This is a genomic window from Microbacterium sp. 69-10, from assembly GCF_001897945.1.
Lineage (GTDB): Bacteria > Actinomycetota > Actinomycetes > Actinomycetales > Microbacteriaceae > Microbacterium.
The window spans coordinates 11,265-37,768 of record NZ_MKRT01000032.1 but is presented as its reverse complement, the minus strand read 5'-3'; the positions used below and the strand labels follow the sequence as shown (position 1 = coordinate 37,768).

Annotated in this window: 29 protein-coding genes and 1 pseudogene (1 of these 30 only partly in view); 13 read left to right on the top strand and 17 right to left on the bottom strand. The window is 69.6% G+C overall.

The window, feature by feature from the left end; translation table 11 throughout:
* From BGN97_RS17720 to gabT, 3 genes are all read right to left on the bottom strand, one after another.
* On the bottom strand, positions 1 to 711 hold the 5' portion of the coding sequence (locus BGN97_RS17720; protein WP_363331458.1) for a universal stress protein. Its footprint begins 120 nt before the window's first position; only the first 711 of its 831 coding nucleotides appear in the window; the start codon lies at positions 709 to 711; the stop codon falls past the left edge of the window.
* Positions 708 to 2,108: an NAD(P)/FAD-dependent oxidoreductase gene (locus BGN97_RS17715; RefSeq protein WP_292704551.1), complete on the bottom strand. Its 1,401-nt coding sequence runs from the start codon at positions 2,106 to 2,108 to the stop codon at positions 708 to 710. The genes BGN97_RS17720 and BGN97_RS17715 overlap by 4 nt, the downstream gene beginning before the upstream one ends.
* 89 nt (positions 2,109 to 2,197) lie before the next feature.
* A complete protein-coding gene (gabT, locus tag BGN97_RS17710) occupies positions 2,198 to 3,565 on the bottom strand; it encodes a 4-aminobutyrate--2-oxoglutarate transaminase (protein ID WP_292704550.1) in 1,368 nt (455 codons plus the stop codon).
* Between the two features lie 93 nt (positions 3,566 to 3,658).
* Here gabT and BGN97_RS17705 point away from each other — a divergent pair, with 93 nt between their 5' ends.
* The 3 genes from BGN97_RS17705 to BGN97_RS17695 are packed head-to-tail and all read left to right on the top strand — an operon-like array spanning position 3,659 to position 5,886.
* Positions 3,659 to 5,161: a PucR family transcriptional regulator gene (locus tag BGN97_RS17705; RefSeq protein ID WP_292704549.1), complete on the top strand. Its 1,503-nt coding sequence runs from the start codon at positions 3,659 to 3,661 to the stop codon at positions 5,159 to 5,161.
* A gap of 57 nt (positions 5,162 to 5,218) precedes the next feature.
* Positions 5,219 to 5,461: a type II toxin-antitoxin system VapB family antitoxin gene (locus BGN97_RS17700; protein WP_292704548.1), complete on the top strand. Its 243-nt coding sequence runs from the start codon at positions 5,219 to 5,221 to the stop codon at positions 5,459 to 5,461.
* On the top strand, positions 5,458 to 5,886 hold the full coding sequence (locus BGN97_RS17695) for a TA system VapC family ribonuclease toxin (protein ID WP_292704546.1): 429 nt from the start codon (positions 5,458 to 5,460) through the stop codon (positions 5,884 to 5,886). The genes BGN97_RS17700 and BGN97_RS17695 overlap by 4 nt, the downstream gene beginning before the upstream one ends.
* Before the next feature lie 20 nt (positions 5,887 to 5,906).
* Here BGN97_RS17695 and BGN97_RS17690 read toward each other — a convergent pair whose 3' ends face one another.
* Positions 5,907 to 6,605, bottom strand: a complete 699-nt coding sequence (locus tag BGN97_RS17690) for an MBL fold metallo-hydrolase (RefSeq protein ID WP_292704544.1) — start codon at positions 6,603 to 6,605, stop codon at positions 5,907 to 5,909.
* A gap of 92 nt (positions 6,606 to 6,697) precedes the next feature.
* Here BGN97_RS17690 and BGN97_RS17685 point away from each other — a divergent pair, with 92 nt between their 5' ends.
* A complete protein-coding gene (locus tag BGN97_RS17685) occupies positions 6,698 to 7,258 on the top strand; it encodes a TetR-like C-terminal domain-containing protein (RefSeq protein ID WP_292704542.1) in 561 nt (186 codons plus the stop codon).
* 3 nt (positions 7,259 to 7,261) lie between these two features.
* Here BGN97_RS17685 and BGN97_RS17680 read toward each other — a convergent pair whose 3' ends face one another.
* The gene (locus BGN97_RS17680; protein WP_292704539.1) at positions 7,262 to 8,713 is read right to left on the bottom strand and encodes a helix-turn-helix domain-containing protein; all 1,452 of its coding nucleotides are present in this window, start codon (positions 8,711 to 8,713) and stop codon (positions 7,262 to 7,264) included.
* Between the two features lie 131 nt (positions 8,714 to 8,844).
* Between BGN97_RS17680 and aceB the strand changes: the two genes are divergently transcribed.
* The 6 genes from aceB to BGN97_RS17650 all read left to right on the top strand — a co-directional run bounded on the left by aceB (position 8,845) and on the right by BGN97_RS17650 (position 15,976).
* Positions 8,845 to 10,518, top strand: coding sequence for a malate synthase A (aceB, locus tag BGN97_RS17675; RefSeq protein ID WP_292704536.1), 1,674 nt, complete (start codon positions 8,845 to 8,847; stop codon positions 10,516 to 10,518).
* 28 nt (positions 10,519 to 10,546) lie between these two features.
* On the top strand, positions 10,547 to 12,142 hold the full coding sequence (locus BGN97_RS17670) for an isocitrate lyase (protein ID WP_292704533.1): 1,596 nt from the start codon (positions 10,547 to 10,549) through the stop codon (positions 12,140 to 12,142).
* A 105-nt stretch (positions 12,143 to 12,247) separates the two neighbouring features.
* Positions 12,248 to 12,712: a ribonuclease E activity regulator RraA gene (rraA, locus tag BGN97_RS17665; protein WP_292704530.1), complete on the top strand. Its 465-nt coding sequence runs from the start codon at positions 12,248 to 12,250 to the stop codon at positions 12,710 to 12,712.
* A gap of 150 nt (positions 12,713 to 12,862) precedes the next feature.
* Complete coding sequence (locus BGN97_RS17660) at positions 12,863 to 13,420, top strand: GntR family transcriptional regulator (RefSeq protein ID WP_292704527.1); 558 nt, start codon at positions 12,863 to 12,865, stop codon at positions 13,418 to 13,420.
* Positions 13,421 to 13,605: 185 nt separating this feature from the next.
* Entirely contained in the window at positions 13,606 to 14,697 is a 1,092-nt protein-coding gene (gene ald / locus BGN97_RS17655; protein ID WP_292704525.1) for an alanine dehydrogenase, read from the top strand.
* 61 nt (positions 14,698 to 14,758) lie between these two features.
* On the top strand, positions 14,759 to 15,976 hold the full coding sequence (locus BGN97_RS17650) for a pyridoxal phosphate-dependent aminotransferase (RefSeq protein WP_292704522.1): 1,218 nt from the start codon (positions 14,759 to 14,761) through the stop codon (positions 15,974 to 15,976).
* A 57-nt stretch (positions 15,977 to 16,033) separates the two neighbouring features.
* On the opposite strand, the gene BGN97_RS17645 is transcribed toward BGN97_RS17650, so the two are convergent.
* The 6 genes from BGN97_RS17645 to BGN97_RS17620 all read right to left on the bottom strand — a co-directional run bounded on the left by BGN97_RS17645 (position 16,034) and on the right by BGN97_RS17620 (position 20,694).
* Positions 16,034 to 16,432: a VOC family protein gene (locus BGN97_RS17645; RefSeq protein ID WP_292704519.1), complete on the bottom strand. Its 399-nt coding sequence runs from the start codon at positions 16,430 to 16,432 to the stop codon at positions 16,034 to 16,036.
* A 38-nt stretch (positions 16,433 to 16,470) separates the two neighbouring features.
* A complete protein-coding gene (locus BGN97_RS17640) occupies positions 16,471 to 17,613 on the bottom strand; it encodes a UDP-N-acetylmuramate dehydrogenase (protein ID WP_292704516.1) in 1,143 nt (380 codons plus the stop codon).
* A gap of 1 nt (position 17,614) precedes the next feature.
* Entirely contained in the window at positions 17,615 to 18,016 is a 402-nt protein-coding gene (locus BGN97_RS17635; RefSeq protein WP_292704514.1) for a MaoC/PaaZ C-terminal domain-containing protein, read from the bottom strand.
* Complete coding sequence (locus tag BGN97_RS17630; RefSeq protein ID WP_292704512.1) at positions 18,016 to 18,477, bottom strand: MaoC family dehydratase N-terminal domain-containing protein; 462 nt, start codon at positions 18,475 to 18,477, stop codon at positions 18,016 to 18,018. The genes BGN97_RS17635 and BGN97_RS17630 overlap by 1 nt, the downstream gene beginning before the upstream one ends.
* A 68-nt stretch (positions 18,478 to 18,545) precedes the next feature.
* Entirely contained in the window at positions 18,546 to 19,334 is a 789-nt protein-coding gene (locus tag BGN97_RS17625) for a sulfite exporter TauE/SafE family protein (RefSeq protein ID WP_292704509.1), read from the bottom strand.
* 52 nt (positions 19,335 to 19,386) lie between these two features.
* Positions 19,387 to 20,694 carry a tripartite tricarboxylate transporter permease gene (locus BGN97_RS17620; protein ID WP_292704506.1) on the bottom strand — a complete coding sequence of 436 codons (1,308 nt, stop codon included), beginning with the start codon at positions 20,692 to 20,694 and terminating at the stop codon, positions 19,387 to 19,389.
* Here BGN97_RS17620 and BGN97_RS17615 point away from each other — a divergent pair.
* The 3 genes and pseudogenes from BGN97_RS17615 (at position 20,669) to BGN97_RS17605 (ending at position 22,992) form a co-directional block, all read left to right on the top strand.
* Positions 20,669 to 21,001, top strand: coding sequence for a PAS domain-containing protein (locus BGN97_RS17615; protein WP_292704503.1), 333 nt, complete (start codon positions 20,669 to 20,671; stop codon positions 20,999 to 21,001). The genes BGN97_RS17620 and BGN97_RS17615 overlap by 26 nt on opposite strands.
* On the top strand, positions 20,919 to 21,359 hold the full coding sequence (locus BGN97_RS17610; protein ID WP_292704500.1) for a hypothetical protein: 441 nt from the start codon (positions 20,919 to 20,921) through the stop codon (positions 21,357 to 21,359). The genes BGN97_RS17615 and BGN97_RS17610 overlap by 83 nt, the downstream gene beginning before the upstream one ends.
* Positions 21,360 to 21,412: 53 nt before the next feature.
* A pseudogene (locus tag BGN97_RS17605) lies at positions 21,413 to 22,992 on the top strand (AMP-binding protein).
* A 113-nt stretch (positions 22,993 to 23,105) separates the two neighbouring features.
* On the opposite strand, the gene rplQ reads toward BGN97_RS17605, so the two are convergent.
* The 6 genes from rplQ to infA all read right to left on the bottom strand — a co-directional run bounded on the left by rplQ (position 23,106) and on the right by infA (position 26,317).
* Positions 23,106 to 23,774: a 50S ribosomal protein L17 gene (gene rplQ, locus BGN97_RS17600; RefSeq protein ID WP_285637001.1), complete on the bottom strand. Its 669-nt coding sequence runs from the start codon at positions 23,772 to 23,774 to the stop codon at positions 23,106 to 23,108.
* Positions 23,775 to 23,809: 35 nt separating this feature from the next.
* Positions 23,810 to 24,799 (bottom strand): DNA-directed RNA polymerase subunit alpha, encoded by a 990-nt coding sequence (locus tag BGN97_RS17595; protein WP_285637003.1) that lies wholly within the window; start codon positions 24,797 to 24,799, stop codon positions 23,810 to 23,812.
* Between the two features lie 131 nt (positions 24,800 to 24,930).
* Entirely contained in the window at positions 24,931 to 25,329 is a 399-nt protein-coding gene (gene rpsK / locus BGN97_RS17590) for a 30S ribosomal protein S11 (RefSeq protein WP_071644012.1), read from the bottom strand.
* 30 nt (positions 25,330 to 25,359) lie between these two features.
* The gene (rpsM, locus tag BGN97_RS17585; RefSeq protein WP_099196937.1) at positions 25,360 to 25,734 is read right to left on the bottom strand and encodes a 30S ribosomal protein S13; all 375 of its coding nucleotides are present in this window, start codon (positions 25,732 to 25,734) and stop codon (positions 25,360 to 25,362) included.
* Between the two features lie 179 nt (positions 25,735 to 25,913).
* Positions 25,914 to 26,030 (bottom strand): 50S ribosomal protein L36, encoded by a 117-nt coding sequence (gene rpmJ / locus BGN97_RS17580; protein ID WP_071644008.1) that lies wholly within the window; start codon positions 26,028 to 26,030, stop codon positions 25,914 to 25,916.
* A gap of 65 nt (positions 26,031 to 26,095) precedes the next feature.
* A complete protein-coding gene (gene infA, locus BGN97_RS17575) occupies positions 26,096 to 26,317 on the bottom strand; it encodes a translation initiation factor IF-1 (protein WP_005050493.1) in 222 nt (73 codons plus the stop codon).
* Positions 26,318 to 26,504: the final 187 nt, after the last annotated feature.

The window sequence follows — 26,504 nt, the reverse complement described above, 5'->3', positions numbered from 1 at the left end:
CTCGATGCTGTCCCCGCCGGCCTGCAGCACCTCCACGTCGGTCTCGCCGGAGAGCCGGTCCCTGGCCGAGGCGAGCACCTGGTCGACGTGGGCGTCCTTCAGCAGCGTGATGGCGCCGGTGTTGAGCCCTGCGGGAACGTCGAGGGGCATGAGCGAGACCAGCCGCACGGCGGCCCCGGACGCCGAGGCGAGGCGCACGGCGCTCTCCAGCAGGAGCTCGGCGCCCGGGCGGGTGCCGGTGGCGACCGTGATGCGCGGCAGCCCGGCATCCGGCTCGCGCGAGAGTCCTGCCGGCGCGAGCGCGACGGGCACGGTCGAGGCGTGCAGCAGCTCGGATGCCACCGAGCCGAGCCGGTGGCGGCGCAGGGCGCCGCCGTTCGCGGCTCCCAGGACGAGCAGCGTGGCGCCGAACTCGTCGGCGGCGGCCTGCAGGCCCTCGCCGAACGACTCGGCGAAGCGCACGTGGGCGCTGTGCACGAGCCCCGCGGGGATGGTCTTCGCGGCATCCGCCAGCCAGGTGCGCGCCTGCTCGCGGAGAAGCTCCTCGTACGCGCGCTCGGGGGCGACGGCCTTGCTCATGGTCCCCTCGGAGGGCAGCACGATCACGACCCGCAGTGCAGCACCCGTGGCGCGCGCGAGGCGCGTGCCGAGGGCGAGCGCGTCGGCGCCCGCATCCGTCGCCGTGTAGCCGACGACGATCGAGCCGGTCACGCGTCGCCGCCGACGGCGCGCGCCTTCTCGACGATCTGGGATGCCGCCAGGCGGCCCATCCGGATCGCGCCGTCGACGTGCTGGTAACCGGCGCCGGCCATGTCGCTGCAGGCGAAGTGGATCGGTCCGACGGCCGAGCGCAGGTCGGCGCCGTAGCGGTGCAGCCCGCCCATGTCGAAGCTGGCGGCGTAGGCGCCGCGGGTCCACTCCTCGGTGCCCCAGTCGCTCTCGTAGTAGACGACCGGGTTCTTCGCCTCGGGACCGTAGTAGTGCGACAGCGACTCGAGGATGCGCTCCTTGCGCTCCTCGGCGCTCAGCGCGAACAGGTCGTCGGCGTTGCGGTCGCTGACGAAGCCGACCAGCGTGCCGCGCTCGTCGCCGTGGTTGGTGTTGTCGTAGGCCTCGTGCGAGAGCTCGTACGGGCTGAAGGCGGTGCCGCTGAGGCCCTGCTCGCGCCAGAACGGACGGTCGTACACCGCGTGCACCTTGATGACGAAGCCCATCGACAGGTGCTGGTGCAGCTGGTGCTGGCGACGCGGCAGCGGCGGGACGAACGAGATCCGGTTGTAGAGCACCGGGGCGTGCGCGAGGATCGCGAAGCGCGCGCGCACGGTGGTCTTCTCGGTGACGGCGACGACGCCGCCGGTCCCCGAGCCCGTCGACGGGTCGGACCACTCCAGGCTGCGGACTGGCTGGCCCAGCAGCACGTCGTCGCCGAGGCGCTCGGCGAGCAGCAGCGGAACCTGCTGCAGGCCGCCGACGACGCGCTTGTCGAGGATGAAGTCGGCGTCGACGAGGTTCGAGTAGGAGCCCGCGGATGCCGCCATCAGCAGCGACTGCAGCAGCGAGAACGCGTGCGTCGGCTTGGTGAGCATGGCGGAGCCGGTGGCGAATGCGAGGTTGCGGATCGCCTCGTCGTCGTCGGTCTGCGTGCGCAGCCAGGCGTCCCAGGTGATGCTGTCCCACTCCGCCGCGTTCGGGTGCTCCCAGGGGCGGTCGGGGTCGATCTCGGCGACCATCGCGTCGAGACGCTCGGTGACCTCGGCGATGACCTTCTCGGTCGCGGGCGACACCGGGAACATCTCGCCGGTGAAGCGGTGCACGACGCCGTCGGGGCCGACGTACACGCTGTCCCCCTCGCGGTAGCGGCTGAAGGTCTCCAGGCCGAGCTCCTCGACCGTCTGCTTCAGGGCGTCCTGATCCGGCGAGATCCACTGGCCGCCGAGCTCGAGCATGGCGCCGTCGATGATGTCGGTCCACAGCCGGCCGCCGACGCGGTCGCGCGCCTCCAGCACGGCGACGGAGAGGCCCGCCCTGCGCAGCTCGTTGGCTGCGGTGAGGCCGGCGGCGCCGGCTCCGATGATGACGACGTCGCGGCTGATCTCGTACTCGCTCATGAGCGATCTCCTTTGATGCAGAGGTTGAGGTGTGAAGGTGCTGCCGGCCGCGATCCCTGATCCCCCGACCAGGATCGCGGCCGGCGGTCTCAGTTGCCCTGGGCGTTCGCGAGCGCGGCCGCCACGACGTCCAGGCCGTCGTTCAGCAGCTCGTCGCCGATCGACAGCGGCGGCAGGAAGCGGATGACGTTGCCGAACGTGCCGCAGGTCAGGACGATGACGCCCTCGGCGATGCAGGCCTTGGCGACGGCGCCGGTGAGGGCGGCATCCGGCTCCCCCGTCTCGGGGTTCACGAACTCGGCGGCCATCATCGCGCCGTGACCGCGGACGTCGCCGATGCGGGGGTCGATCGCCTTGATGGCCTCGAGGCGGTCGCGCAGGATGCTGCCGATCTGCTGCGCGCGCTCGACGAGGCCCTCGTTCTCGAAGGCGTCGATCGCGGCCAGCGCGGCGGCGCAGGCGACGGGGTTGCCGCCGTAGGTGCCGCCCAGGCCACCGGCATGCGCGGCGTCCATGATCTCGGCGCGGCCGGTGACGCCGGCGAGCGGCAGACCGGCGGCGATGCCCTTGGCCGTGGTGATGAGATCGGGCTCGATGCCGAAGATCTCGCTGGCGAACATGGCGCCGGTGCGGGCGAAGCCCGTCTGCACCTCGTCGGCGATGAAGACGACGCCGTTGGCGCGGCTCCATTCGACGATGGCCTCGAGGAAGCCGTCGGCGGGGACGATGAAGCCGCCCTCGCCCTGGATGGGCTCGAGGATGACGGCGGCCAGGTTGTCGGCGCCGACCTGCTTCTCGATGAGCGTGATGGCGCGCTTGGCGGCCTCGGCGCCGGACAGGCCGTCGCGGTAGGGGTACGAAGCGGGCACGCGGTAGACCTCGGGGGCGAACGGCCCGAAGCCGGACTTGTACGGCATGGACTTCGCGGTCAGCGCCATCGTGAGGTTGGTGCGGCCGTGGTAACCGTGGTCGAAGGCCACGACGGCCTGACGTCCGGTGTGCTTGCGGGCGATCTTGATCGCGTTCTCGACGGCCTCGGCGCCGGAGTTGAACAGCGCGGTCTTCTTGGCGAAGTCGCCCGGGGTGAGGCGGTTCAGCGCCTCGGCCACCTCGATGTAGGACTCGTAGGGCGAGATCATGAAGCAGGTGTGGGTGAACTGCGCGGCCTGGGCCGCGACGGCTGCGGCGACCTTGGGGTGCGCGTTGCCGACGCTGGTCACGGCGATGCCGGAGCCGAGGTCGATGAGCGAGTTGCCGTCCGCGTCGAGGACAACCCCGCCGCCCGCGGCCACGACGGCGACCGGCATGGACGTGGAAACGCCGCCGGCGACGGCATCCGCCTTGCGGGCGAGGATGGCGGCCGAGTGGGGCCCGGGGAGTTCGGTGACGACGCGACGGACCTGCTCGAGGGTGGGTCCGCCGGCGGGGATCGTGGAGGTCTCGTCGATGAGTGTCATGAGGTGAGGCTACGTCCGGCGCCGGACGGATGCATTCACCCGTCCGTACAATGGAACTGCACGATTCGCCGCTTCGTACATTCTGGAGACGCCATGGAACCGGCCGCCGCACCGTCGCTGCGCACCCTGCTCGGCCGGCGCGATCTCGGGCTGCGCCTGGTGTCCGACGAGTCGGAGCTAGTCGACGGAGCCCTGGAGCAGCCCGTGCGCTGGGTGCACAACTCCGACCTGGTGGACCCCACACCGTTCCTCGCCGAGGACCTGGTGCTGCTGACCACCGGCATGCAGCTCGCCGAGGAGGACGCCGAGGGCGCCACCGCGTACGTCGCGCGCCTGGTCCACCGCGGCGTGCTGGCTCTGGGCTTCGGCTCCGGCGTGCACCGCGTCGGCGTGCCCGACGAGCTCATCGCCGCGTGCGCGCACGCCGGGCTCGCACTGTTCGAGGTCCCCTACGACATCCCGTTCCTCGCGATCGCCCGCGCGCACGCCGAGGCCATCGCGGCCTCCGCGTACGCCCGGCGCACCTGGGCGCTCGAGGCGCAGCGCGCGCTCGCGATCGCGGCCCTCCGCCCGCACGGGCTGGAGTCGACGCTGTCCGAGCTGTCGCGCCGGCTCGGCTGCTGGGTGGGGATGTACGACGCGACGGGTGCGCTGAGTCACGAGCATCCGACCGCGCTCGGATCGGGAGCGGATGCCGTCGCCGCCGGCGTCGCCGAGCTGCTGGCCCGCGGCGGTGCGGCCAGCCGGACGATCGAGGATCCCGACGGCGCCTTCACGCTGTTCACCCTGGGGCGCACCGGCCAGCTGCGCGGCGCGATCGCGATCGAGGCGGCGGCGCTGGACGCCGAGACCCGCGCGGTCATCACCTCCGTGATCGCGATGGCGGGACTCGCGCTGGAGCAGAACGAGCAGATGTCCAGGGCTCGCCGCCGCATGCACACGCAGCTGCTGGCATCGCTGCAGGACGACGACCCGACGCTGGCGCGACGCGTGCTCGGTTCGCTCCCGGCCGCTCCCGTCGTGCTGGCCGTCGCCGAGACGCCGCGCGCCGGCGCCCTGATCGACTGGTGGGAGAGGCGACGGACGGATGCCGGTGTCGCCTCGTTCCTGGCCGAGGGACCGGATGGCGTGACGATCTGCGTGTCCGCCGCGGACGCCGCTGAGTTCGACGAGGTCGCCGGCAGGCTCGGCATCCGGATCGGACTCTCCAGCGCTGGGGAGTACAGCGGATTCTCGCAGGCGCACGCACAGGCCCTCACGGCGCTGCGCCGCGGGCGGAGCGGGGTCACCCGGTACGCGGATGCGACCTCGGGCGGCGTGCTCGATGCGCTGGGCGGCGAGGAGACGCGGCTGCTCGCCCGCACCCGTCTGGCCCCGCTCCGCCGCCACGACCAGGAGACCGGCGGCGAGCTGGAGCTCACTCTGCGCGTCTGGCTGGAGCACGACGCCCACAGCGAGCGCACCGCGGCAGCCCTCGGCATCCACCGTCATACGCTGCGCACGCGCATCGCGCAGGCCGCCGGCCTGCTGGGCTCCGACCTGTCGTCGTTCCCCGCGCGGGCCGAGCTGTGGGCCGTGCTGCGGGCGGCGGGCTGACACAGGTCGACCTCCTCCGGCACGATCTGATGCAGGTGATGCGATATCATCGACATCATGCGCACCACGCTGGCGATCAACGATCAACTCCTGGAGCAGGCGAAGCGCCGTGCCCAGGCTGCGGGAGTGACGCTGGGCTCTTTCGTCGAGGAGGCGCTGCGCCGCGAGCTCGCAACGGGACGTACCGGCCGCCGGCCGGTGGACCTTCCGGTCTCCCGCGCGGATGGAGGCGCGGCACCGGGTGTGGATCTGACCTCGAACCGCGGGCTCTACGATGCGATGGGCAGCGACGTCGCATGATCGTCATCGACGTCAACGTGCTCGTCGCCGCATTCCGTCAGGATCATCCGCATCACGAGATCGCACACACATGGCTCGGGCAGGCACTGGGCGGCTTCGACGACGTCGTCATCCCAGATGCTGTCTGGACCGGCTTCCTTCGCATCGTCACGCTGCGGGGCGCATTCGCGGTGCCGTCCACGTTGGACGAGGCGAGTGACTTCATCCGGGTCGTCGTCGCCGCCCCGGCATACCTGACCGCAGCGCCGTTCACCGAGAGCGCCACGCGACTTGTCGCGCTGTGTCAGGAATCCGATTCGACGGGGAATCTCGTTCCGGATGCCTATATCGCCTCCGTGGCGCTCGGCTACGACTGTCCCGTTGCGACCTTCGATCGAGACTTCCGCAGGTTCGACGGGGTGCGGGTCGTCACCCCGTCGACCTGAGCCCGTCGATCCGCGAGCCCTCAGCTGACGAGCGCCGCGATCAGCTCATCGGCGGTGCCGGCGAACTCCGGACCGTGGCCGGGCAGCATCCGCCGCTCGGGAAGTCCGCGCAGGCGCTCGAGGCTCCCCGGGGTCTGGCCCGGCGCATCGCTGAACGGCCCGAGTGCCACCGCCTGCACGCCCGTGAGCACATTGCGCGTGGTCACGGCGTCGCCGAGGAAGACGGCATCCGCCGCGGGAACGCGGATGGCGACCGATCCTGCCGAGTGGCCGGGCAGGCCGATGATCTCGGGGCGACCAGGCAGGTCGAGCACGTCGCCGTCGCGGAAGGTGCGGACCTCACCCAGATGACGCGTGCGCAGCGCGCCGCGGCGGATGCCGGTCGCGAGGAAGCGGATGGTGGCGCCGAGCCGCCACGCGCCACCCGCGGCACGGGACTTCTCCTCTCCCCTGGCCCGCGCGGCATCCGCCTCGTGCACGTGCACCGGCACGCCGTGCTCGGCACGCAGCCACTCCGCGATGCCGATGTGGTCGCTGTCGCCATGGGTCAGCACGACGCCGCGGATGTCGGCGAGGTCATGGCCCGCGGCGTGCAGCGCCGCCTGCAGCGCGCGGCGATCGCCGGGCAGTCCGGCGTCGATGAGCGTGATGCCCTCGGCGGTCGAGATCGCGTGCATGGCGACCAGGTCATCGCCGATTCGGATGAGCTGTGCGTTCATGTTGGCTACATTACGTAGCCTTGATGGCTAATGTCAATAGCCTTATGATCGAAGGACCCGCACTGATCGAAGGACGAGCACAGGGAGGATGCATGCCTGCACCGCTGCGCGTGAGCCAGGAGCGCCTGGTGCACGCCATCCGCGAGATCGCCGAGCGCGACGGCATCGACGCCGTCACGATGAGCTCGGTGGCGTCCGCCGTCGGCATGCGCACTCCGAGCCTGTACAAGCGGGCCGCCCAGCGGCACGATCTGCTGCGCCTGGCCGCCGATGACGCCGTGCGCGAGCTCGTGACCGACATCTCCGAGCTTCCGGCACAAGACCCGGCGGGAGCGCTCACCGTGCTCGCGCGCACGCTGCGCGCCTACGCCGCCCGCGCGCCGCGCGTCTCGGCGCTGATCTTCGCCGCCCCTTCCGCCCAGGCCAGCCCGACCCCGGCATCCGCCGAGCCGCTGCTCACCGCGCTGATGACCGCGATCGCCGCCGCGGTCCCCGGAGACCCCCTCCCGGCCGCACGCACGTTCACCGCCTGGATCTTCGGCTTCTGCACCATGGAGCAGGCCGGCGCCTTCCGCCTCGGCGGCGACGTCGACGAGGCGTTCGAGTTCGGACTCGACGCCCTGCTGGGCGCCATCGGGGTGCGACGGGGCTGACGGTCAGCGCGGGGCGTGCGCCTCGAGGAACTCGTACACGTCGGTCGTGTCGACGCCGGGGAACGAGCCTGTCGGCAGCGTGGCCAGCAGGGTGCGCGGGGTGCGCACGTTCGGCCAGGACTGCTCGCGCCAGCGCTCCTCGAGCTCGGCGGGCGCACGCCGGCAGCACACCTCGACGGAGTGCTTCGAGACGCCCCTGTTGGTGGTGTCGCGGCCGACGAACCACTTCGTGTCGTCGAAGCGCACGCCCACGCTCACCGAGTGCAGCCCCTCGCTGGAGGGCTCGACCCGGGCCGTGCACCAGTACGTGCCGTTGCCGGTGTCGGTGTACTGGTAGTACGGGTTGAAGCGGTCCTCCACCTCGAACACCTCGCGGCTGGTCCAGCGCCGGCAGCACATCTGCCCCTCGATCGAGCCCAGCCGGTCGGTGGGGAAGTTCACGTCGTCGTTCTCGTACGCCTTGGTGATCGTGCCGGACTCGTGCACCTTGAGGAAGTGCACCGGGATGTCCAGATGCCGCGTCGCGAGGTTCGTGAAGCGGTGCGCGGCCGTCTCGTACGACACGGAGTAGGCGTCGCGCAGATCCTCGACCGAGATCGCGCGACGGGACTTCGCCTCCTGCAGCACCGGGACGACGTGCGACTCGGGTACGAGGATCGCCCCGGTGAGGTAGTTGGTCTCCACGCGCTGCCGCAGGAACTCGGCGTAGCTTCGGGGTTCGCCGTGGCCCAGGATGCGACTGGACAGCGCCTGCAGCACCGCGGTGCGGGCGTCGCCCTTCGCCTGCACACTGCCGGAGAGGTACAGCCGGCCGTGCGCGAGGTCGGCGACGCTGCGGGTCGTCTGCGGCAGATCGTTCGCGTAGTGCAGCGTGAAGCCGAGATGCGCGGCGATCTCGGACGCCGTGCGCTGCGTGATCGGCCCACCGGGATGCCCCACCGCCGCGAGGATGTCGGCCGCCTGCGCCTCCAGATCGGCGAAGTAGTTGTCCTGGCTGCGCATGAGGTGCCGCAGCTCGACGTTCGCCCGCCGCGCCTCCTCCGGGGTCGCGGCCCGCTCGTCGCGCAGCCGCTCGATCTCGCCGTGCAGGGCCAGCATCGCGGCCAGAGCCTGATCGGGCATCGACTTGCCGATGCGGAAGGAGGGGATGCCGAGGGCCTGGAACGTCTGCCCCTTCATCGCGCGCTCCAGTGCGATCTCCATCGTGCTGCGCTCATCGAGCGGCTCGCCCTCCAGCAGCGCGTCGATCGTGGTGCCCAGGGCGCGGGCGATCGACTGCAGCAGGGTGAGCTTGGGCTCGCGCTTCCCGGTCTCGAACATCGACACCTGACTGGGCGCGCGGTCGATGCGCGTCGCGAGCTCCTCCAGGGTCATCCCCTGCGCGGTGCGGAGCTGCCTGATCCGCCGCCCGATCGTGAGGGCGTCGGACTCTTCTGGGGCATCCGTGCTGGCCATGGGGGCAAGTGTGTCACAGAAACAGAAATTTCAGAAAACTTCTCCCCCGAAATGGTCGGTTGGCGCCTGAGTCTTCACCCACAGTGGATGTCAAGCCACCCCGGCATCCCATCTCACGGAGGAGACAGATCATGAGCATCGCCACTGCTGCACAGAACGACCAGATCAGGATCGTCGACGCCGTCGCATCCGCCCGGCCCGAGCTCGGTCCCGCGCTGCGCATCACCGGACCCCTGAACGACCGGTTCGACGAGATCCTGACGCCGGAGGCCCTGGCCTTCCTCACCGAGCTGCACCACCGCTTCGCCGGCCGCCGCCTCGACCGCCTGGCCGACCGCATGCGTCGCCGCTTCGAGATCGGCAACGGCCACGACCCGCGCTTCCGCGAGGACACCGCGCACATCCGCGAGGACGCCGACTGGCGCGTCGCCGGCGCAGGCCCCGGCCTGGAGGACCGCCGCGTGGAGATCACCGGCCCCACCGACCCGAAGATGACCATCAACGCCCTCAACTCCGGCGCCCGCGTGTGGCTGGCCGACCAGGAGGACGCCACCAGCCCCACCTGGGGCAACGTCATCGGCGGCCAGCTGTCGCTGCGCGACGCGATCCGCGGCGAGCTGACCCACACCAGCGCCGACGGCAAGGAGTACCGCGTCACGGCCGAGCGCACCCCCACGATCGTGATGCGCCCGCGCGGCTGGCACCTCGCCGAGAAGCACATCGACTTCATCGACCGCACCGGGCGCACCCTGTCGGCATCCGGCTCCCTGGTGGACTTCGGCCTGTACTTCTTCCACAACGCGCAGGCGCTCATCGACGCCGGCCGCGGCCCGTACTTCTACATCGCCAAGCTGGAGTCCAGCGAGGAGGCGCGGCTGTGGAACGACGTCTTCTCCTTCAGCGAGGAGTACATCGGCATCCCGCACGGCACGATCCGCGCGACCGTGCTGATCGAGACGCTGCCCGCCGCGTTCGAGATGGACGAGATCCTCTACGAGCTGCGCGACCACTGCGCAGGGCTCAACGCCGGCCGCTGGGACTACATCTTCTCGATCATCAAGAACTACCGCGGTCGCGGCGCGCGCTTCGTGCTCCCCGACCGCAGCGAGGTCACCATGACCGTGCCGTTCATGCGGGCCTACACCGAGCTGCTGGTGAAGACCTGCCACCAGCGCGGAGCCCACGCCATCGGCGGCATGAGCGCCTTCATCCCGAACCGCCGCGACCCCGAGGTCACCGAGCGCGCGCTGGAGAAGGTGGCCGCCGACAAGCGACGCGAGGCCGGCGACGGCTTCGACGGCACCTGGGTGGCCCACCCCGACCTGATCCCCGCCGCACAGGCCGAGTTCGACGCCGTGCTCGGCGACCGCCCGAACCAGATCGACCGGCAGCGCGACGACGTGCAGGTGACGGCCGCTCAGCTGCTGGACCTGCGCATCGGACGCCCGATCACCGAGAAGGGCGTGCGCGACAACGTGTCGGTGGCGATCCGCTACATCGAGGCGTGGCTGCGCGGCCTGGGCGCCGTGGCACTCGACGACCTGATGGAGGACGCCGCGACGGCCGAGATCAGCCGCTCCCAGGTGTGGCAGTGGATCCACCAGGACCGCCGCACCGAGGAGGGCGACCTGATCACCGCCGATTACGTCGAGCGCCTGATCGCCGAGATGCTCGCGCACACCCCGCGCACCGAGGGCGACCGCTTCGACGACGCCGCCGAGGTGTTCCGCGAGGTGGCCCTGCACCCGGAGTTCCCCGCGTTCCTGACGCTCCCGGCATCCCGCTTCCTGACCGAGACCGACTGACGACCCGCCCCACTGAGAAGGACATGACATGACTCACTACCAGGACGACATCGCCGCCATCCAGGAGCTCAAGGACGCGAACGGCTCCGCGTGGAACGCCATCGACCCCGAGTCGGCCGCGCGGATGCGGGCGCAGAACCGCTTCCGCACGGGCCTCGAGATCGCGCAGTACACCGCCGACATCATGCGCCGCGACATGGCCGAGTACGACGCCGACTCGTCGGTCTACACCCAGTCGCTCGGCGTCTGGCACGGCTTCATCGGGCAGCAGAAGCTGATCTCGATCAAGAAGCACCTGAAGTCGACGAACAAGCGCTACCTGTACCTCTCGGGCTGGATGGTCGCGGCTCTCCGCTCCGAGTTCGGGCCGCTTCCCGACCAGTCCATGCACGAGAAGACGGTCGTCCCCGCGCTGATCCAGGAGCTCTACACGTTCCTCCGCCAGGCGGATGCCCGTGAGCTCGACCTGCTGTTCACCCAGCTGGATGCCGCACGTGCGGCCGGAGACGAGACCGGGGCGGAGTTCATCCAGTCCCAGATCGACGGTTTCGAGACCCACGTCGTGCCGATCATCGCCGACATCGACGCCGGCTTCGGCAACCCCGAGGCGACGTACCTGCTCGCCAAGAAGATGATCGAGGCGGGTGCCTGCGCCATCCAGATCGAGAACCAGGTCTCGGACGAGAAGCAGTGCGGTCACCAGGACGGCAAGGTCACGGTCCCGCACGAGGACTTCATCGCCAAGCTCAACGCCGTCCGCTACGCGTTCCTCGAGCTCGGCATCGACAACGGCGTCATCGTCGCCCGCACCGATTCGCTCGGCGCGGGCCTCACCCAGAAGCTCGCCGTCAGCCAGACGCCCGGCGACCTGGGCGACCAGTACAACTCGTTCCTCGACGTCGAGGAGATCGGCGAGGCCGAGCTCGGCGACGGCGATGTGATCATCAAGCGCGACGGCAAGCTGCTGCGGCCGAAGCGCCTGGCGAGCAACCTCTACCAGTTCCGCCAGGGCACGGGCGTCGACCGCGTGGTGCTGGACTGCATCACCTCACTGCAGAACGGCGCCGACCTGCTGTGGATCGAGACCGAGAAGCCGCACGTCGAGCAGATCGCCGAGATGGTCGACCGCATCCGCGAGGTCGCCCCGGACGCCAAGCTGGTGTACAACAACAGCCCGTCGTTCAACTGGACGCTCAACTTCCGGCAGCAGGCCTACGACCAGCTCGTCGAGCAGGGTCAGGACGTCTCCGCCTACGACCGCGACAAGCTGATGAGCGTCGACTACGACGACACCGAGCTCGCCAGGATCGCCGACGAGAAGATCCGCACGTTCCAGCGCGACGGGTCCGCCCGCGCCGGCATCTTCCACCACCTGATCACCCTGCCCACGTACCACACGGCCGCACTGTCGACCGACAACCTCGCCAAGGGCTACTTCGGCGACGAGGGCATGCTGACCTACGTCCGCGACGTGCAGCGCCAGGAGATCCGTCAGGGCATCGCCACGGTCAAGCACCAGAACATGGCCGGCAGCGACCTCGGCGACAACCACAAGGAGTACTTCGCCGGAGACGCCGCCCTCAAGGCCGGCGGCCAGCACAACACCATGAACCAGTTCAGCTGACGCACCCGCACGACCGTGGAACGCCTGCACGACCGATTCGCCGAGTCGGCCGTGCAGGTGTTCCCGCGTCGTGCATCCGCACCCCGACGAACCGAAGGAGCCCGCGTGATCTCCACCGCCGACCTCTACGACCTGCACGGCGATGCCCTGCAGTCCCTTCCCCTGCAGCTGCGCTCCTTCGGCGGCCTGCTCCGCTTCGAGGGCCGCATCCGCACCGTGCGCTGCTTCCAGGACAACGCACTGGTGAAGCGGATCCTGCAGACACCGGGCGACGGCGCGGTGCTGGTCGTGGACGGGGCGGGATCTCTGGAGACCGCGCTGATGGGCGACATGATCGCGCAGAGCGCCGTGGATTCGAACTGGGCCGGCGTCGTGATCAACGGATGCGTACGCGACAGCGTGGCGCTGCTCGGGATGCCGCTGGGTATCAAGGCACTCGGCACCAACCCGCGCAAGAGCACGAAGGTGGGCACGGGCGAGGTCGACGTCGTGGTCGAGTTCGGCGGCGTGACCTTCCGTCCCGGCGCACTGCTGCACGCCGATGAAGACGGCATCCTCGTCGAGCGCTGAGCGCTGAGCCCGCTGCCGGCGCATTTTCGGCAGACCCGATGACTGGGTAGTGTGCTCAGTGAGATCACATGGTGGTCTGCGCGGGTGGTTCGACTCATCGACGCCCGCGGCGGTCGGCTTGGATGACCACCTCACTCTCGGGACGACTCGATGCTCCCCATCCCACGCAGGTCGCTCGTCGATGAGGCCATCGAGCAGTTCCGCGAGCAGATCGACAACGGCAGTTGGCCTGTCGGGCAGCGACTGCCCGCCGAGGCCAAGCTGGCCGAGGAGCTCGGCATGAGCCGGGCATCCGTCCGCGAGGCGACACGCGCACTGGTGCACGCGGGTCTGCTCTCGTCCCGTCAGTGGGACGGCACGTTCGTGATCGCCACCGACGAGTCCGATGTCGCACTGCGACGGCGGCTCGGCGCTGCCGACGAAGGCGACGAGGCGACCTTCGTGCAGGCCGACATCGACTTCCACGTCGGGCTGGCCGATGCTGCGCACAACCGCACACTGCGCGAGATGTACCGCAGCTTCTCAGCGGTGATCAGCTCCACCGTCGACCTGAACGACTGCTACATCCCCGGCAGCATCGAGCTGGCGCACGACCACGAGCGCCTGCTGGACGTCATCCGCAAACAGGACCACGCCGCCGCGGTGCTGGCGGATCTGAACATCCTGGACGCCCAGGAGTCCGCGGTCCGCAACCGCGAGACGCACTGACACGACAAGCCCCACGCACCAGCGTCGCTGATCTGCGCGACTCGAGCGCTCCAGACGCAACACTTGACGAGGATTCTGTCCTGTTTTCGCCGAATCATGCAGATTCTTCGGATGGGTCCCCGCACGCCCGATGTTTCTGCGATTCTCTTCTACGTTCTGCTGTCACCCACACACCAGGAGAATCAATGAAGATCGGCGTACCCACCGAAGTCAAGAACAACGAGAATCGCGTCGCGCTCACCCCCGCCGGCGCCGACCGACTCGTGCACGAAGGCCACCGTGTCCTCGTGCAGTCCGGCGCCGGCCTCGGATCGCGCATCACCGACGACGCCTATGCGGCCGCCGGCGCGGAGATCGTCGCTTCGGCCGAGGAGGCCTGGGGCGAGGCGGATCTGCTCCTGAAGGTCAAGGAGCCGATCGCTCAGGAGTACGGTTTCCTGCGTCCCGACCTGACGCTCTTCACCTATCTTCACCTCGCCGCCGACCGGGCCCTCACCGGCGCGCTCGTCGACGCGGGCACCACGGCCGTCGCCTACGAGACCGTGCAGCTGCCGGATCGCAGCCTGCCGCTGCTCGTGCCGATGAGCGAGATCGCCGGTCGCCTCTCGGTGACCGTCGGCTCGTACTCGCTGATGCGCTCCAACGGCGGCCGGGGAACCCTGCTCGGCGGCATCGCCGGCACTCCGCGGGCCAAGACCGTGGTGATCGGCGGCGGGGTGGCTGGCGAGCACGCGGCCGCGAACGCGCTGGGCCCGGGCTCGAAGGTCACCGTGTTCGACATCCCGCTCCCCCGCCTGCGGGAGCCCGAGCACCGCTACGGCGGCGCGCTCGAGACCCGGGCATCCAGCCGCTACGACATCGCCGAGGAGCTCGCCACGGCCGATCTGGTGATCGGATCAGTGCTGATCCCCGGCGCCGCGGCGCCCAAGCTCGTCACCGACGAGATGGTGGCGGGCATGAAGCCGGGTTCGGTGCTGGTCGACATCGCTATCGATCAGGGCGGATGCTTCGAGGGCTCGCGCCCCACCACACACGACGAGCCCACCTTCGCCGTGCACGACTCGATCTACTACTGCGTGGCGAACATGCCCGGCGCCGTGCCGGAGACCGCCACTCGCGCGCTCACCAACGCCACACTTCCCTATGTGTCGGCGATCGCCGGCAAGGGCTGGGACCGCGCTGCGTCCGAGGATGCCGCCCTCGCGAAGGGCCTCAACGTCAAGAGCGGCCGGATCACACTCTCGGCAGTCGCCGAGGCGCACGGTCTCGCCGCATGATCGTTCTGGGCGCGGGTCAGGATTCCGTTCTCCTGACCCGCGCCCGCGTACGATGGATGCCGTGACCGAACGCGCACCACTCTCCCGCAAGCTGTCCGCCATCGCCGAGTCCGCCACCCTGAAGGTGGATGCCAAGGCCAAGGCCCTCAAGGCTGAGGGCAAGCCCGTCATCTCCTACGCGGCCGGCGAGCCCGATTTCGCCACCCCGCAGTTCATCGTGGACGCTGCGGCCGAGGCCCTCGCCGATCCGGCGAACTACCGCTACACCCCCGCCCCCGGCCTTCCGGCGCTGCGCGAGGCGATCGCCGCGAAGACGCTGCGCGACTCGGGGCTGGAGGTCTCCCCCAGCCAGATCATCGTCACGAACGGCGGCAAGCAGTCGGTCTACCAGGCCTTCCAGACCGTGGTGAACCCGGGCGATGAGGTGCTGCTGCCCGCCCCGTACTGGACCACCTACCCCGAGGCCATCCGCCTGGCCGACGGCACCCCGGTCGAGGTCTTCGCCGGCGCCGATCAGGACTACAAGGTCACGGTCGCTCAGCTCGAGGCCGCGCGCACCGAGCGCACCACGGTGCTCGTGTTCGTCTCGCCGTCCAACCCGACCGGCTCGGTCTACTCCGCCGAGGAGACGAAGTCCATCGCCGAGTGGGCCCTCGAGCACGGGATCTGGATCATCTCCGACGAGATCTACCAGAACCTCACCTACGACGGTGTGAAGGCCACCTCGGTGGTGCAGGCGCTGCCCGAGATCGCGAACCAGACGATCCTCGTCAACGGCGTGGCCAAGACCTACGCGATGACGGGCTGGCGCGTGGGCTGGATGGTCGGACCCGCGGATGCCATCAAGATCGCGGGCAACCTGCAGTCGCACCTGTCCAGCAACGTGAACAACGTCGCGCAGCGCGGCGCGATCGCCGCCCTGAACGGACCGCAGGACGAGGCCGAGCAGATGCGCCAAGCCTTCGACCGCCGTCGCCGTCTGATCGTCTCGGAGCTGTCGAAGATCGAGGGTCTCGTCGTCCCGACCCCCACCGGCGCCTTCTACGTGTACCCCGACGTGCAGGGCCTGCTGAACCGCACGTGGACCCGCCGCGACGGCAGCACCGTGACGCCCACCACCTCGCTCGAACTCGCGGACTTCATCCTCGACGAGGCCGAGGTCGCGGTCGTCCCGGGCGAGGCGTTCGGCCCCTCCGGCTACATCCGCATGTCGTATGCGCTGGGCGACGACCAGCTTCTGGAGGGCGTGCAGCGCCTGCAGAAGCTGTTCGCGTCCTGAGCCGCTCCGATCCTCCCGGCGCCCCTGGCATGGACATCCGTGCCAGGGGCGCCGTCTTCAGCCCTGATGCCCGATCAGCCAGCGCACCCCGTGCCTGTCGACCAGCGTGCCGTCGGAATCACCCCAGGGGCGCTTCTGCAGCGGGTCGATGATCTCCCCGCCCGCGGCGAGCGCGTCGAACCACCCGGCGAGCGTGTCCGGGTCCGCCGTGCCGAGCAGCGAGAGGAACATGCCGCTCATCGCCACCGTGTCCTCGCCGGTCGCGGCATCCGCTCCCGCCAGCTCGACCGGGCCGTTCACCAGCATCCCGTGCGCGATCGCGTCCTCGGGACCGTCGGTGCGCCCGGCCTGCGCGTAGGTGAACATCTGCAGTTCGCCGCCGAAGACCGCGGCGTACTGCTGCAGCGCCTCGGCTGCGTCTCCGGGGAACAGCAGGTAGGGGATCAATCCGCTCATCCGGCGAGCCTACGCAGGATGGGTCGCGATCACCAGACCTACAGCTCCACCCCCACGAGCACGGGCTCCGGCTGCAGCAGCAGGCCGAACTCGGAGTGCACACGGCTCTGGATGAAGCGGGCCAGCTCGCTGAGCTCCGCCGCGTTCGCCCCGCCGCGATTGGTCAGCGCGAGGGCGTGCTTGGTCGAGACGGATGCCCGCGACCGAGGCAGCTTGAACGCCTTGCCGATGCCGGAGTTCTCGATCAGCCAGGCGGAGCTGACCTTGACGAGGCCCTCCGGGCGGTCGGCGCGCGGCGTGAGCCCGTAGTAGTTCTCCAGCGGGATCACGGTCATCGTGTCGAGGTCGGGCTCGACCGGCCAGCGCGGGCACTCCGGCGGCAGGGTGCGCGCGACGTGCTCGGGCACGATCGCGTTCTGGAAGAACGACCCGGCGCTGTGGGTGTCGGGATCGTCCTCGTCCAGCAGCATCCCCTTCGCCGCGCGCGTGGCGAGGATGCGGGTGCGCACCCAGTCCAGCGGCACCGGGTCGAAGCCCTCCAGGCCCAGGGCACGTCGCAGCTGCTCGCCGCGGATCACCCGCCCGGCGTCGCCCGTCACGGCGAGGTCGAGCGTGACCGAGGTGATCACCGCTCGTCGCTGCGGGACGCCGCCGTAGTGGTGCTTGAGCACCGAGGTGCGGAACCCCAGGCCCAGATCGGCGGCCGGCACGACGAGCGGCGCGTTCGCGCCCTCGTCGATCAGCTCCACCTCGACGAGCGTCTCCTGGATCTCCTGGCCGTAGGCGCCGATGTTCTGCACGGGTGCGGCGCCGACGGTGCCGGGGATGCCGCTCATCGCCTCGATGCCCGCATAGCCGCGCGCGACGGCATAGGTGACCAGGTCGTCCCAGCCGTGCCCAGCCTGCGCGCGCAGCCGGATGCGGCCCTCGTGCGGAGACGGGAGCTCCTCGATGCCGGAGGTCAGGATGCGGATCACCGCGCCCTCGAAGGGCTCGTCGCCCACGAACAGGTTCGACCCGCCGCCCAGCACGAACCACTCGTCGCCGGTCGCCCACACCTCGTGCAGTGCGTCGACGAGCTCAGCGGTGGAGGCGGCATCCAGCATCCGCTCGGGAGCGGCGCCGGTGCGAAGCGTGGTCAGCTGCCGCAGCGGGATCGGGGTGACCTCGAGCGACGCCATGTCAGAGCGCGACCCGCAGCTGCGCCTTGACGAGCACGGTCGTCTCGGCCGCCTTCACGGTCAGGTCGATGCGCGCCGAGGTCTCGTCCACGGCGCCGACCTTCGCGAGCACGTGCACGTCGGCGCCGTTCTCGGGGTCGACGACGACGGGCTTCGTGAAGCGCACGCCGTAGTCGATCAGCCGCGCATCGGCGGGGAGAGCGGCGACGACGACCGAGGAGGCCAGGCCCATGGTCAGCATCCCGTGCGCCAGCACGCCGGGCAGGCCGACGGCCGCCGCGACGTCGTCGCGGTAGTGGATCGGGTTGAAGTCGCCGGACGCCCCGGCGTAGCGCACCAGCGACTCACGCGTCAGATGCACGTTGCGCTCGGCGATGACGTCGCCCACGGTGAACCCGGCCATCAGGCGTCCTCTCCCTCGGAGTCCGAGCCGACCAGCAGCACGCTCGTCGCGGTCACGACGTGCTCGCCGGCCGCATCGGTGACGGTCGCGTCACTCGTGATCATCGCGTTGCCGCCGAGTGCGCGGATGCCGGTGACGGACAGCTGCGCGGTGAGCTCGTCGCCCGCGACGATCGGGCGCGAGTAGGTGAAGCGCTGCTCGGCGTGGATGGTGCGGGCCAGCACGATCCCGGAGTCGGGCTCGGCGAGCAGCTGCTGCAGCGTGAGGTCCTGGATCACCATCGCGAAGGTGGGCGGAGCCACGACGTCCGCGTAGCCGGCCGCCTGCGCGGCTGCGACGTCGGTGTGCTGCGGAGCGTCGGCGAAGACCGCGCGCGCGAACTCGCGCACCTTCTCGCGGCCGACGAGGTAGGGGGCTGTCGGCGGGAACTCCCGGCCGACCAGATCGTTGTTCACGGGCACCCCTCGATCCTATCCGGGGCCGCTGGGCGCCGTCGTCTAGCGGATGCCGTGGAAACCCGGCACGGTCCTCAGCGGCTGCGGATCGCCTTGATGCTCATCTGCACGGCGATCGCGACGAGATATGCGGCGAACAGGATGTTGCCCGTCGCCGGGTCGATCAGGGTCGCCAGCCACGCCCCGAGAGCGGTCGTGGTGCACGCCGCGACGCCGATGATCAGGGCGCCAGCCAGGTCGACGTTGCGATGACGCAGGTTGCCGACGGTGCCGGAGACGGCGGTCGGGATCATCATCAGCAGCGAGGTGCCCTTGGCGACCAGATCGCTGGTGCCGAACACCACCATCAGCACGGGGACGACGACCACGCCTCCGCCGACGCCGATCAGGCCCGCGATGACGCCGGTCAGGATGCCGACCAGCACCAGCCCGGCGCCGTTGAGCCAGGTCAGGTGGAACACCGAGTCGCGGGACGGGATCACCAGGAAGAGGCTCACCAGCACCACGAGCAGGAAGGCGACGAAGCCCCAGCGCAGCGCGCGCTGCGAGACCCTCGGCATCAGCCGCGATCCGATCTGCGCACCTACAACGGCCCCCGCGGCGAGGATGAGCGCCGGGATCCAGGCGACCGATCCCGAGACCGCGTACGAGATCACGCCGACGCTCGCTGTCGGCACGATCGCGGTCAGCGAGGTGCCGGCCGCGAGCCTCTGGTCGAAGCCCAGCAGCAGCACGAGCAGCGGCACGATCACCGTGCCCCCGCCGACGCCGAACAGGCCGGAGAGGAGGCCGGCGATGAGGCCGATCGCCACGAAGCCGGCGTACGCGCGAGGCCCCCGGGTGATGGCCTGTTCGTCGCGCACGATGAACAGACTATCCCGGGAGCCCCGTCGGCTCTGCGGCGCGGGTCGCCGCTCAGACCTCCTGGTCGGCCTTGATCGGCACCGCGATCGACTCGGTCAGGTGCTGCTCGTAGCGCGTCTGCCTGCGGCGCAGCCAGAGCGCACCGAGGATCAGCACCACCAGCACGCCGTACGCGATCGCCGCGAACGGGCTCGCGATCAGCGTCATCGGGTCGCCCTGGCTCAGCTGCAGCGCCTTGCGCAGCTCGCCCTCGCCCATCGGGCCGAGGATCATGCCGACCACCAGCGGTGCCACCGGGATGCCGTAGCGCCGCATGAAGTAGCCGAGCACGCCGATGATGAGCAGGATGACGATGTCGGTGATGTTGAACTTGATCGCGTAGGCGCCGAAGGCGGCGAACATCAGGATGCCGGCGTACAGGTACGGCCGCGGGATCTGCAGCAGCTTGACCCACATGCCCACCAGCGGCAGGTTCAGCACGATCAGGATCACGTTGCCGAGGTACAGGCTCGCCACCAGCGCCCACACCAGCGCGGGCTGGTTGGCGAACAGCAACGGACCCGGCTGGATGCCGTAGGACTGGAACGCGAACAGGATGATCGCGGCGGTCGCCGTGGTGGGCAGGCCCAGCGTCAGCAGGGGCACGAGCACGCCGGCGGCCGCGGCGTTGTTCGCCGCCTCCGGACCCGCCACGCCCTCGATCGCTCCGCGGCCGAACTGCTCCTTGTGCTTGGAGAGCTTCTGCTCGGCCGCGTAGGAGAGGAAGGTCGCGACGTCTGCGCCGCCCGCGGGGATCGTGCCGATCGGGAACCCGATCGCCGTGCCGCGCAGCCACGGCTTCCAGGACCGGCGCCAGTCCTCCTTGGTCATCCAGTTGCGCCAGCCCTTCGTGACCGGGATGACGTCGACCCCGCCGTGCCTCATCCGCGAGGCGACGTACAGGGTCTCCCCGACGGCGAACAGGCCCACGGCGACCAGCACCACGCTGATCCCCTGGTTCAGCTCCGGGATGCCGAGCGTGTAGCGCTGCTGTCCGGAGAGAGCATCGGTGCCGACCAGTCCGATGAACAGGCCGATCGCGAGCGACAGCACTCCGCGCGGCACGGACTTGCCCATCAGCGCGCCGACCGTGACGAACGCGACCACGATCAGCGCCAGCTTGTCGGGGTTGCCGAGCGACACGGCGAAGTCGGCGAGGATCGGCGCGAGGAGCGTCAGCCCGACGGTCGCGATGGTGCCCGCGATGAACGAGCCGATGGCCGCTGTCGCCAGCGCGGCGGCGCCGCGTCCGAGCTTGGCCATCTTGTTGCCCTCGGTCTTCGACTCCGCCGGGGTGACGGCGGTGATCCGCCGCCGCATCCACCTGCTGGAGCCCCACCAGATCACGGCGCTCGTGCGCAATCAGGAGACCACGCTGCACGGTCTCAGCGAGGGCGTGATCACGGTCGACGCGCACGGGATCGTCACGCTGGCGAACGACGCCGCTGCCCGTCTGCTCGGAACGGACGCCGAGACGCTGACTGGCTCCTCCGCCGCCGACGTGCTCGGCGATGAGCTCATGGCAGTGCTGCACGACGGCGAGGATGCCGGACGACCGGTCATCGTGGGCAGCAGCGTGCTCGTGGCGCGCAGCACCGGAGCGCGCGTCGACGACGCCGCCGTTTGAGGCCACCCTGCTGCTGCGCGACCACACCGAACTGCACGACGTGGTGCGCCGGGTGGAGGCGGCGGACGCCATCATCGCGTTCCGGCAGCGCGCGAGCCTGCCCAAAGGGCTGAGTGCGGAGACGCTGGAACGGGTGTCCGCGGCGCTCGCGCAGCATCCGGACGCCTCGGCCGCCGAGCTCGGGGAGGTGCTGTCGATCTCGCGCGTGAGCGCACGACGCTACCTGGAGCACCTGGCCAGCACGGGGCGCGCGCTGCGTTCGCTGGACTACTCCACCAAGGGCAGACCGGGAACGCGCTACCGTGCGAACGAGCCGGTCGGAATCCTTGGGACCGTGTCTCAGATTGTGCGAGACTGACTCCCATAGCCGGGCGGTGTGCCTGACGCCGCACGTCGATCAAAGGGGATCCCATGTTCAGCAGCACCTACCCTGACGTCGAGATCCCCGCGATCTCGATCTACGACTACCTCTTCGGAGACCTGGACGAGGCCACGCTCGACCGCATCGCCATCGTCGACGGGCCCAGCGGCGCGGAGACGACCTACCGTCAGCTCATCGGCCAGATCGACCTCTTCGCGGGTGCGTTTGCGGCCCGCGGCGTCAGCGTCGGCACCAAGGTGGCCGTGCTCTGCCCCAACGTCCCGGCGTTCGCGACGGTGTTCCACGGCATCCTGCGGGCGGGGGCGACGGCCACCACCCTGAACTCGCTGTACACCGCCGACGAGATCGAGAACCAGCTGCGGGATGCCGAGGCGGAGTGGCTCGTGACGGTGTCGCCGCTGCTCGCCGGCGCGAAGGAGGCGGCGGCGCGCGTCGGCTTCGCCGACGACCACGTCATCGTGCTCGACGGGGCGGAGGGGCACCCGAGCCTGCGCGATCTGCTGGGCGAGGGGCATGCCGCTCCTGAGGTGTCGTTCGATCCGGCCACGCACCTCGCCGTGCTCCCCTACTCGTCCGGTACCACGGGGCGCCCGAAGGGCGTGATGCTCACCCACCGGAACCTGGTCGCCAACGTGGTGCAGTGCCAGCCGCCGGTGATCAGCGTCGACTCGTCCGACCGGCTACTGGCGGTGCTGCCGTTCTTCCACATCTACGGCATGACGGTGCTGCTCAACTTCGCGCTGCGTCAGCGCGCGGGCCTGGTCACCATGCCGAAGTTCGACCTGCCGGAGTTCCTGCGCATCATCGCCGAGCACCGCACCACCTGGGTGTTCGTGGCACCTCCGATCGCGGTCGCGCTGGCCAAGCATCCGATCGTCGACCAGTACGACCTGTCGTCGGTCAAGGTGATCTTCTCCGGCGCGGCGCCCCTGGACGGCGCGCTCGCGTCCGCGGTGTCCGACCGGCTGCACTGCCGCGTGGTGCAGGGCTACGGCATGACCGAGACCAGTCCGGCCGTGAACATCGTGCCGGCCGACCGCACCGACATGGACCCCTCCTCGATCGGCCCGCTCGTCCCGAACACCGAGGCCCGGCTCGTCGACCCGGACACGGGCGCCGACGTCGAGCCGCCGGCCTCCGGCGCGAGCGCCCCCGGTGAGCTGTGGGTGCGCGGCCCGCAGGTGATGGTGGGCTACCTGAACCGTCCGGACGCACCGCCGAGATGCTGGATGCCGAGGGCTGGCTGCACACCGGTGACATCGCCACAGTGACGGCCGACGGGATCTTCCGCATCGTCGACAGGCTCAAGGAGCTCATCAAGTACAAGGGCTATCAGGTCGCCCCGGCCGTGCTCGAGGCCGTGCTGCTGGAGCACCCGCAGATCGCGGATGCCGCGATCATCGGCGCGAACGACGCCGACGGCCAGGAGGTGCCGAAGGCGTACGTCGTGCGTCAGGCTGATGCCGACCTGTCCGCCGAGGATGTGATGGAGTTCGTCGCGGCGCACGTCGCCCCGCACGAAAAGGTGCGCATGGTGGAGTTCATCGACGTCATCCCGAAGTCCAGCTCCGGCAAGATCCTGCGCAAGGACCTGCGCGCTAGGACCTGAACGGCCCGGTCCTGGGCCGCCGAGCACGTCGAAGCGTCCCCGGACCGGGCATCCGGACGGGAAAGAGCCCGCCACTTCGGAAGGTGACGGGCTCTTTCAGCGTGCGCTGCGGCTTACTTGCCGGCCTCGACGAAGCCTGCGGCCTCGGCGGCCTCAGCGGTGCGGAACCACACCTCTGCGACGGTCGCGTCGTACCACTGGCCACCGGGCTGGTGGAACTTCATGGAGTCCTTGTTGCCCTTGATGTCGAAGCCCTCGGGAGCCGAGCCGTCCTCGAGAGGAGCGGCGGAGTCCTCGCCGAAGCCGCCGTCGACGAGAGCGGCCGGAGCGGCGGTCTCCTCAGCGGGAGCCTCCTCGACCTTCTCGGCCTTCGGGGCGGCCTTGGCGGCCGGCTTCGCAGCGGCCTTCTTCTTCGGGGTGACGGGCTCGAGGACGAGCTCGATCACGGCCATGGGCGCGTTGTCGCCCTTGCGGTTGCCGACCTTGGTGATGCGGGTGTAGCCGCCCTCACGCTCGGCGACGAGCGGCGCGATTTCATTGAAGAGGATGTGCGCGGCGTCCTTGTTGGAACGCAGCACGGTCAGCGCGCGACGGCGGGCGTGCAGGTCGCCGCGCTTGCCGAGCGTGATGAGGCGCTCAGCCAGCGGACGCAGGCGCTTCGCCTTGGTCTCGGTCGTCTTGATCGACTTGTGGGTGAAGAGCGCTGCCGCGAGGTTCGCGAGAAGAAGGCGCTCGTGTGCGGGGCCGCCTCCGAGGCGGGGACCCTTGGTGGGCTTGGGCATAATCGTCTAACTCCTGGTCGGAAAGAGGTCGGGTATCAGAAGGACTCGTCTTCGTTGCCGCTGTAGAAGTGGGCGCCGTCGAAACCGGGCACCGAATCCTTCAGCGACAGACCGAGCGAGACGAGCTTGTCGCGCACCTCGTCGACCGACTTCTGACCGAAATTGCGGATGTTCATCAGCTGCGTCTCGGAAAGGGCGACCAGCTCCGAAACGGTGTTGATGCCCTCGCGCTTGAGGCAGTTGTACGAGCGCACCGACAGATCGAGGTCCTCGATCGGCATGGAGAGCTCGCTGGAGAGGACAGCCTCGACCGGCGCGGGGCCGATCTCGATGCCCTCGGCCTCGACGTTCAGCTCGCGGGCGAGACCGAACAGCTCGGTGAGGGTCTTGGCTGCCGAAGCGACGGCGTCGCGGGGGCTGATCGCCGACTTCGTCTCGACGTCGAGGACGAGCTTGTCGAAGTCGGTGCGCTCACCGGCACGCGTGGCGTCGACGCGGTACGCGACCTTCAGGACCGGCGAGTAGATCGAGTCGACCGGGATCTGACCGGCCTCTGCGTACTCGTTGCGGTTCTGCGAGGCGGACACGTAGCCGCGGCCGCGCTCGATGGTGAGCTCGAGCTCGAAGCGAGCGGTGTCGTTGAGCGTCGCGATGACCAGGTCGGGGTTGTGCACCTCGACACCCGCCGGAGCGGAGATGTCGGCCGCGGTGACCTCGCCGGCGCCCGTCTTGCGCAGGTACGCGGTGATGGGCTCGTCGCGCTCGCTGGAGACGACCAGCTGCTTGATGTTGAGGATGATCTCGGTGACGTCCTCCTTCACACCGGGGATCGTGCTGAACTCGTGCAGCACGCCGTCGATGCGAATGGTGGTGACCGATGCGCCGGGGATCGACGACAGCAGGCTGCGGCGCAGCGCGTTGCCGATCGTGTATCCGAAACCGGGCTCCAGCGGCTCGATGACGAACCGGCTGCGGTTCTCGGAGATCTTTTCCTCGGTGAGAGTGGGACGCTGTGCGATGAGCACTATGTGTTCCTTTCGATCACATGCCCGCTATATGACATGTGTTTTGGTGAGGTCTTGAGTTGTGGAAATCTGCGGGCGACTGTGCCCTGCGGGGCCCGGAAGGGCCCCAGCAGGGCAGCAGTCATGCGAGATCAGACGCGGCGACGCTTCGGCGGACGGCAGCCGTTGTGCGCCTGCGGGGTGACGTCCTGGATGGACCCCACCTCGAGGCCGGCGGCCTGCAGCGAGCGGATCGCGGTCTCGCGGCCCGAACCCGGACCCTTCACGAAGACGTCGACCTTCTTGACGCCGTGCTCCGCAGCCTGGCGGGCAGCGGACTCGGCTGCCATGCCTGCGGCGTACGGGGTCGACTTGCGGGAGCCCTTGAAGCCCACGCCACCCGACGAAGCCCAGCTGATGACAGCGCCGGACGGGTCGGTGATCGAGACGATGGTGTTGTTGAACGTCGACTTGATGTGGGCCTGGCCCAGCGCGATGTTCTTCTTCTCCTTGCGGCGCGGCTTGCGCGCGGCGGCCTTGGGTGCAGCCATGAAAGTGTTCTCCTAATCCCTGGCCGCCGCTTAGCGGGCCTTCTTCTTGCCGGCGACGGTGCGCTTCGGCCCCTTGCGGGTACGGGCGTTGGTCTTGGTGCGCTGACCGCGGACCGGGAGGCCACGACGGTGGCGGAGGCCCTCGTAGGAGCCGATCTCGACCTTGCGGCGGATGTCTGCGGCGACCTCGCGGCGCAGGTCACCCTCCACCTTGTAGTTGCCTTCGATGTGGTCGCGGAGGGCCACGAGCTGCTCGTCGGTGAGGTCCTTGACGCGGATCGACTCGTCGATCTCGGTCGCCTTGAGGATCTCGACGGAGCGGGTACGGCCGATGCCGTAGATGTAGGTGAGGGCGATCACCACGCGCTTGTCGCGCGGGATGTCAACGCCGGCAAGACGTGCCATGCGGTTCTCCTGGAGTGTTGTGGAGGTGTGGAGCAGCATCCGTTCCCGGGCCTCCGTCCCGGGGTGTCCGCCTCCGTCGCACCGAGGGTGCGATCCGAGGCATCCGATGCTGCCTGTTGTTCGATATTGAGTTGTTCAGCTGCCGGGCCGGGTGCCGGGGCATCCGACCCGACCCCTGCTCAGCCCTGGCGCTGCTTGTGGCGCGGGTTGCTCTTGCAGATCACCATGACGCGACCGTGACGACGGATCACGCGGCAGTGGTCGCAGATGGGCTTGACGCTGGGGTTGACCTTCATGATGTTTCCTGTTCGCTGTCTTCACCGTGCGGGCGCGAGCGCCCGGGGTGTTACTTCTCGACCGATCAGCGGTAGCGGTAGACGATGCGGCCGCGGGTCAGGTCGTAGGGCGAGAGCTCCACGACCACGCGGTCCTCGGGGATGATGCGGATGTAGTTCTGCCGCATCTTTCCGGAGATCGTCGCCAGAACCTTGTGTCCGTTGGTGAGCTCAACGCGGAACATCGCGTTGGGCAGAGCCTCGGATACAACGCCCTCGATCTCGATGACACCGTCTTTCTTAGCCATAGCCTCGCTGACGCTTCTGCAGATCGGTCGATCTGCGGTGGATGGGTGATGGTTGGTGGGCCTCATCCGGACACGCCGGAACAAGGCGCAAGGCACCAAGGATCAATACTAGCCGACACGCCCGCCTCCGGCAAATGCGGGGACGGGCGTGCGGGATGTGCAGATGCTCAGCTGATCAGTGCGATGA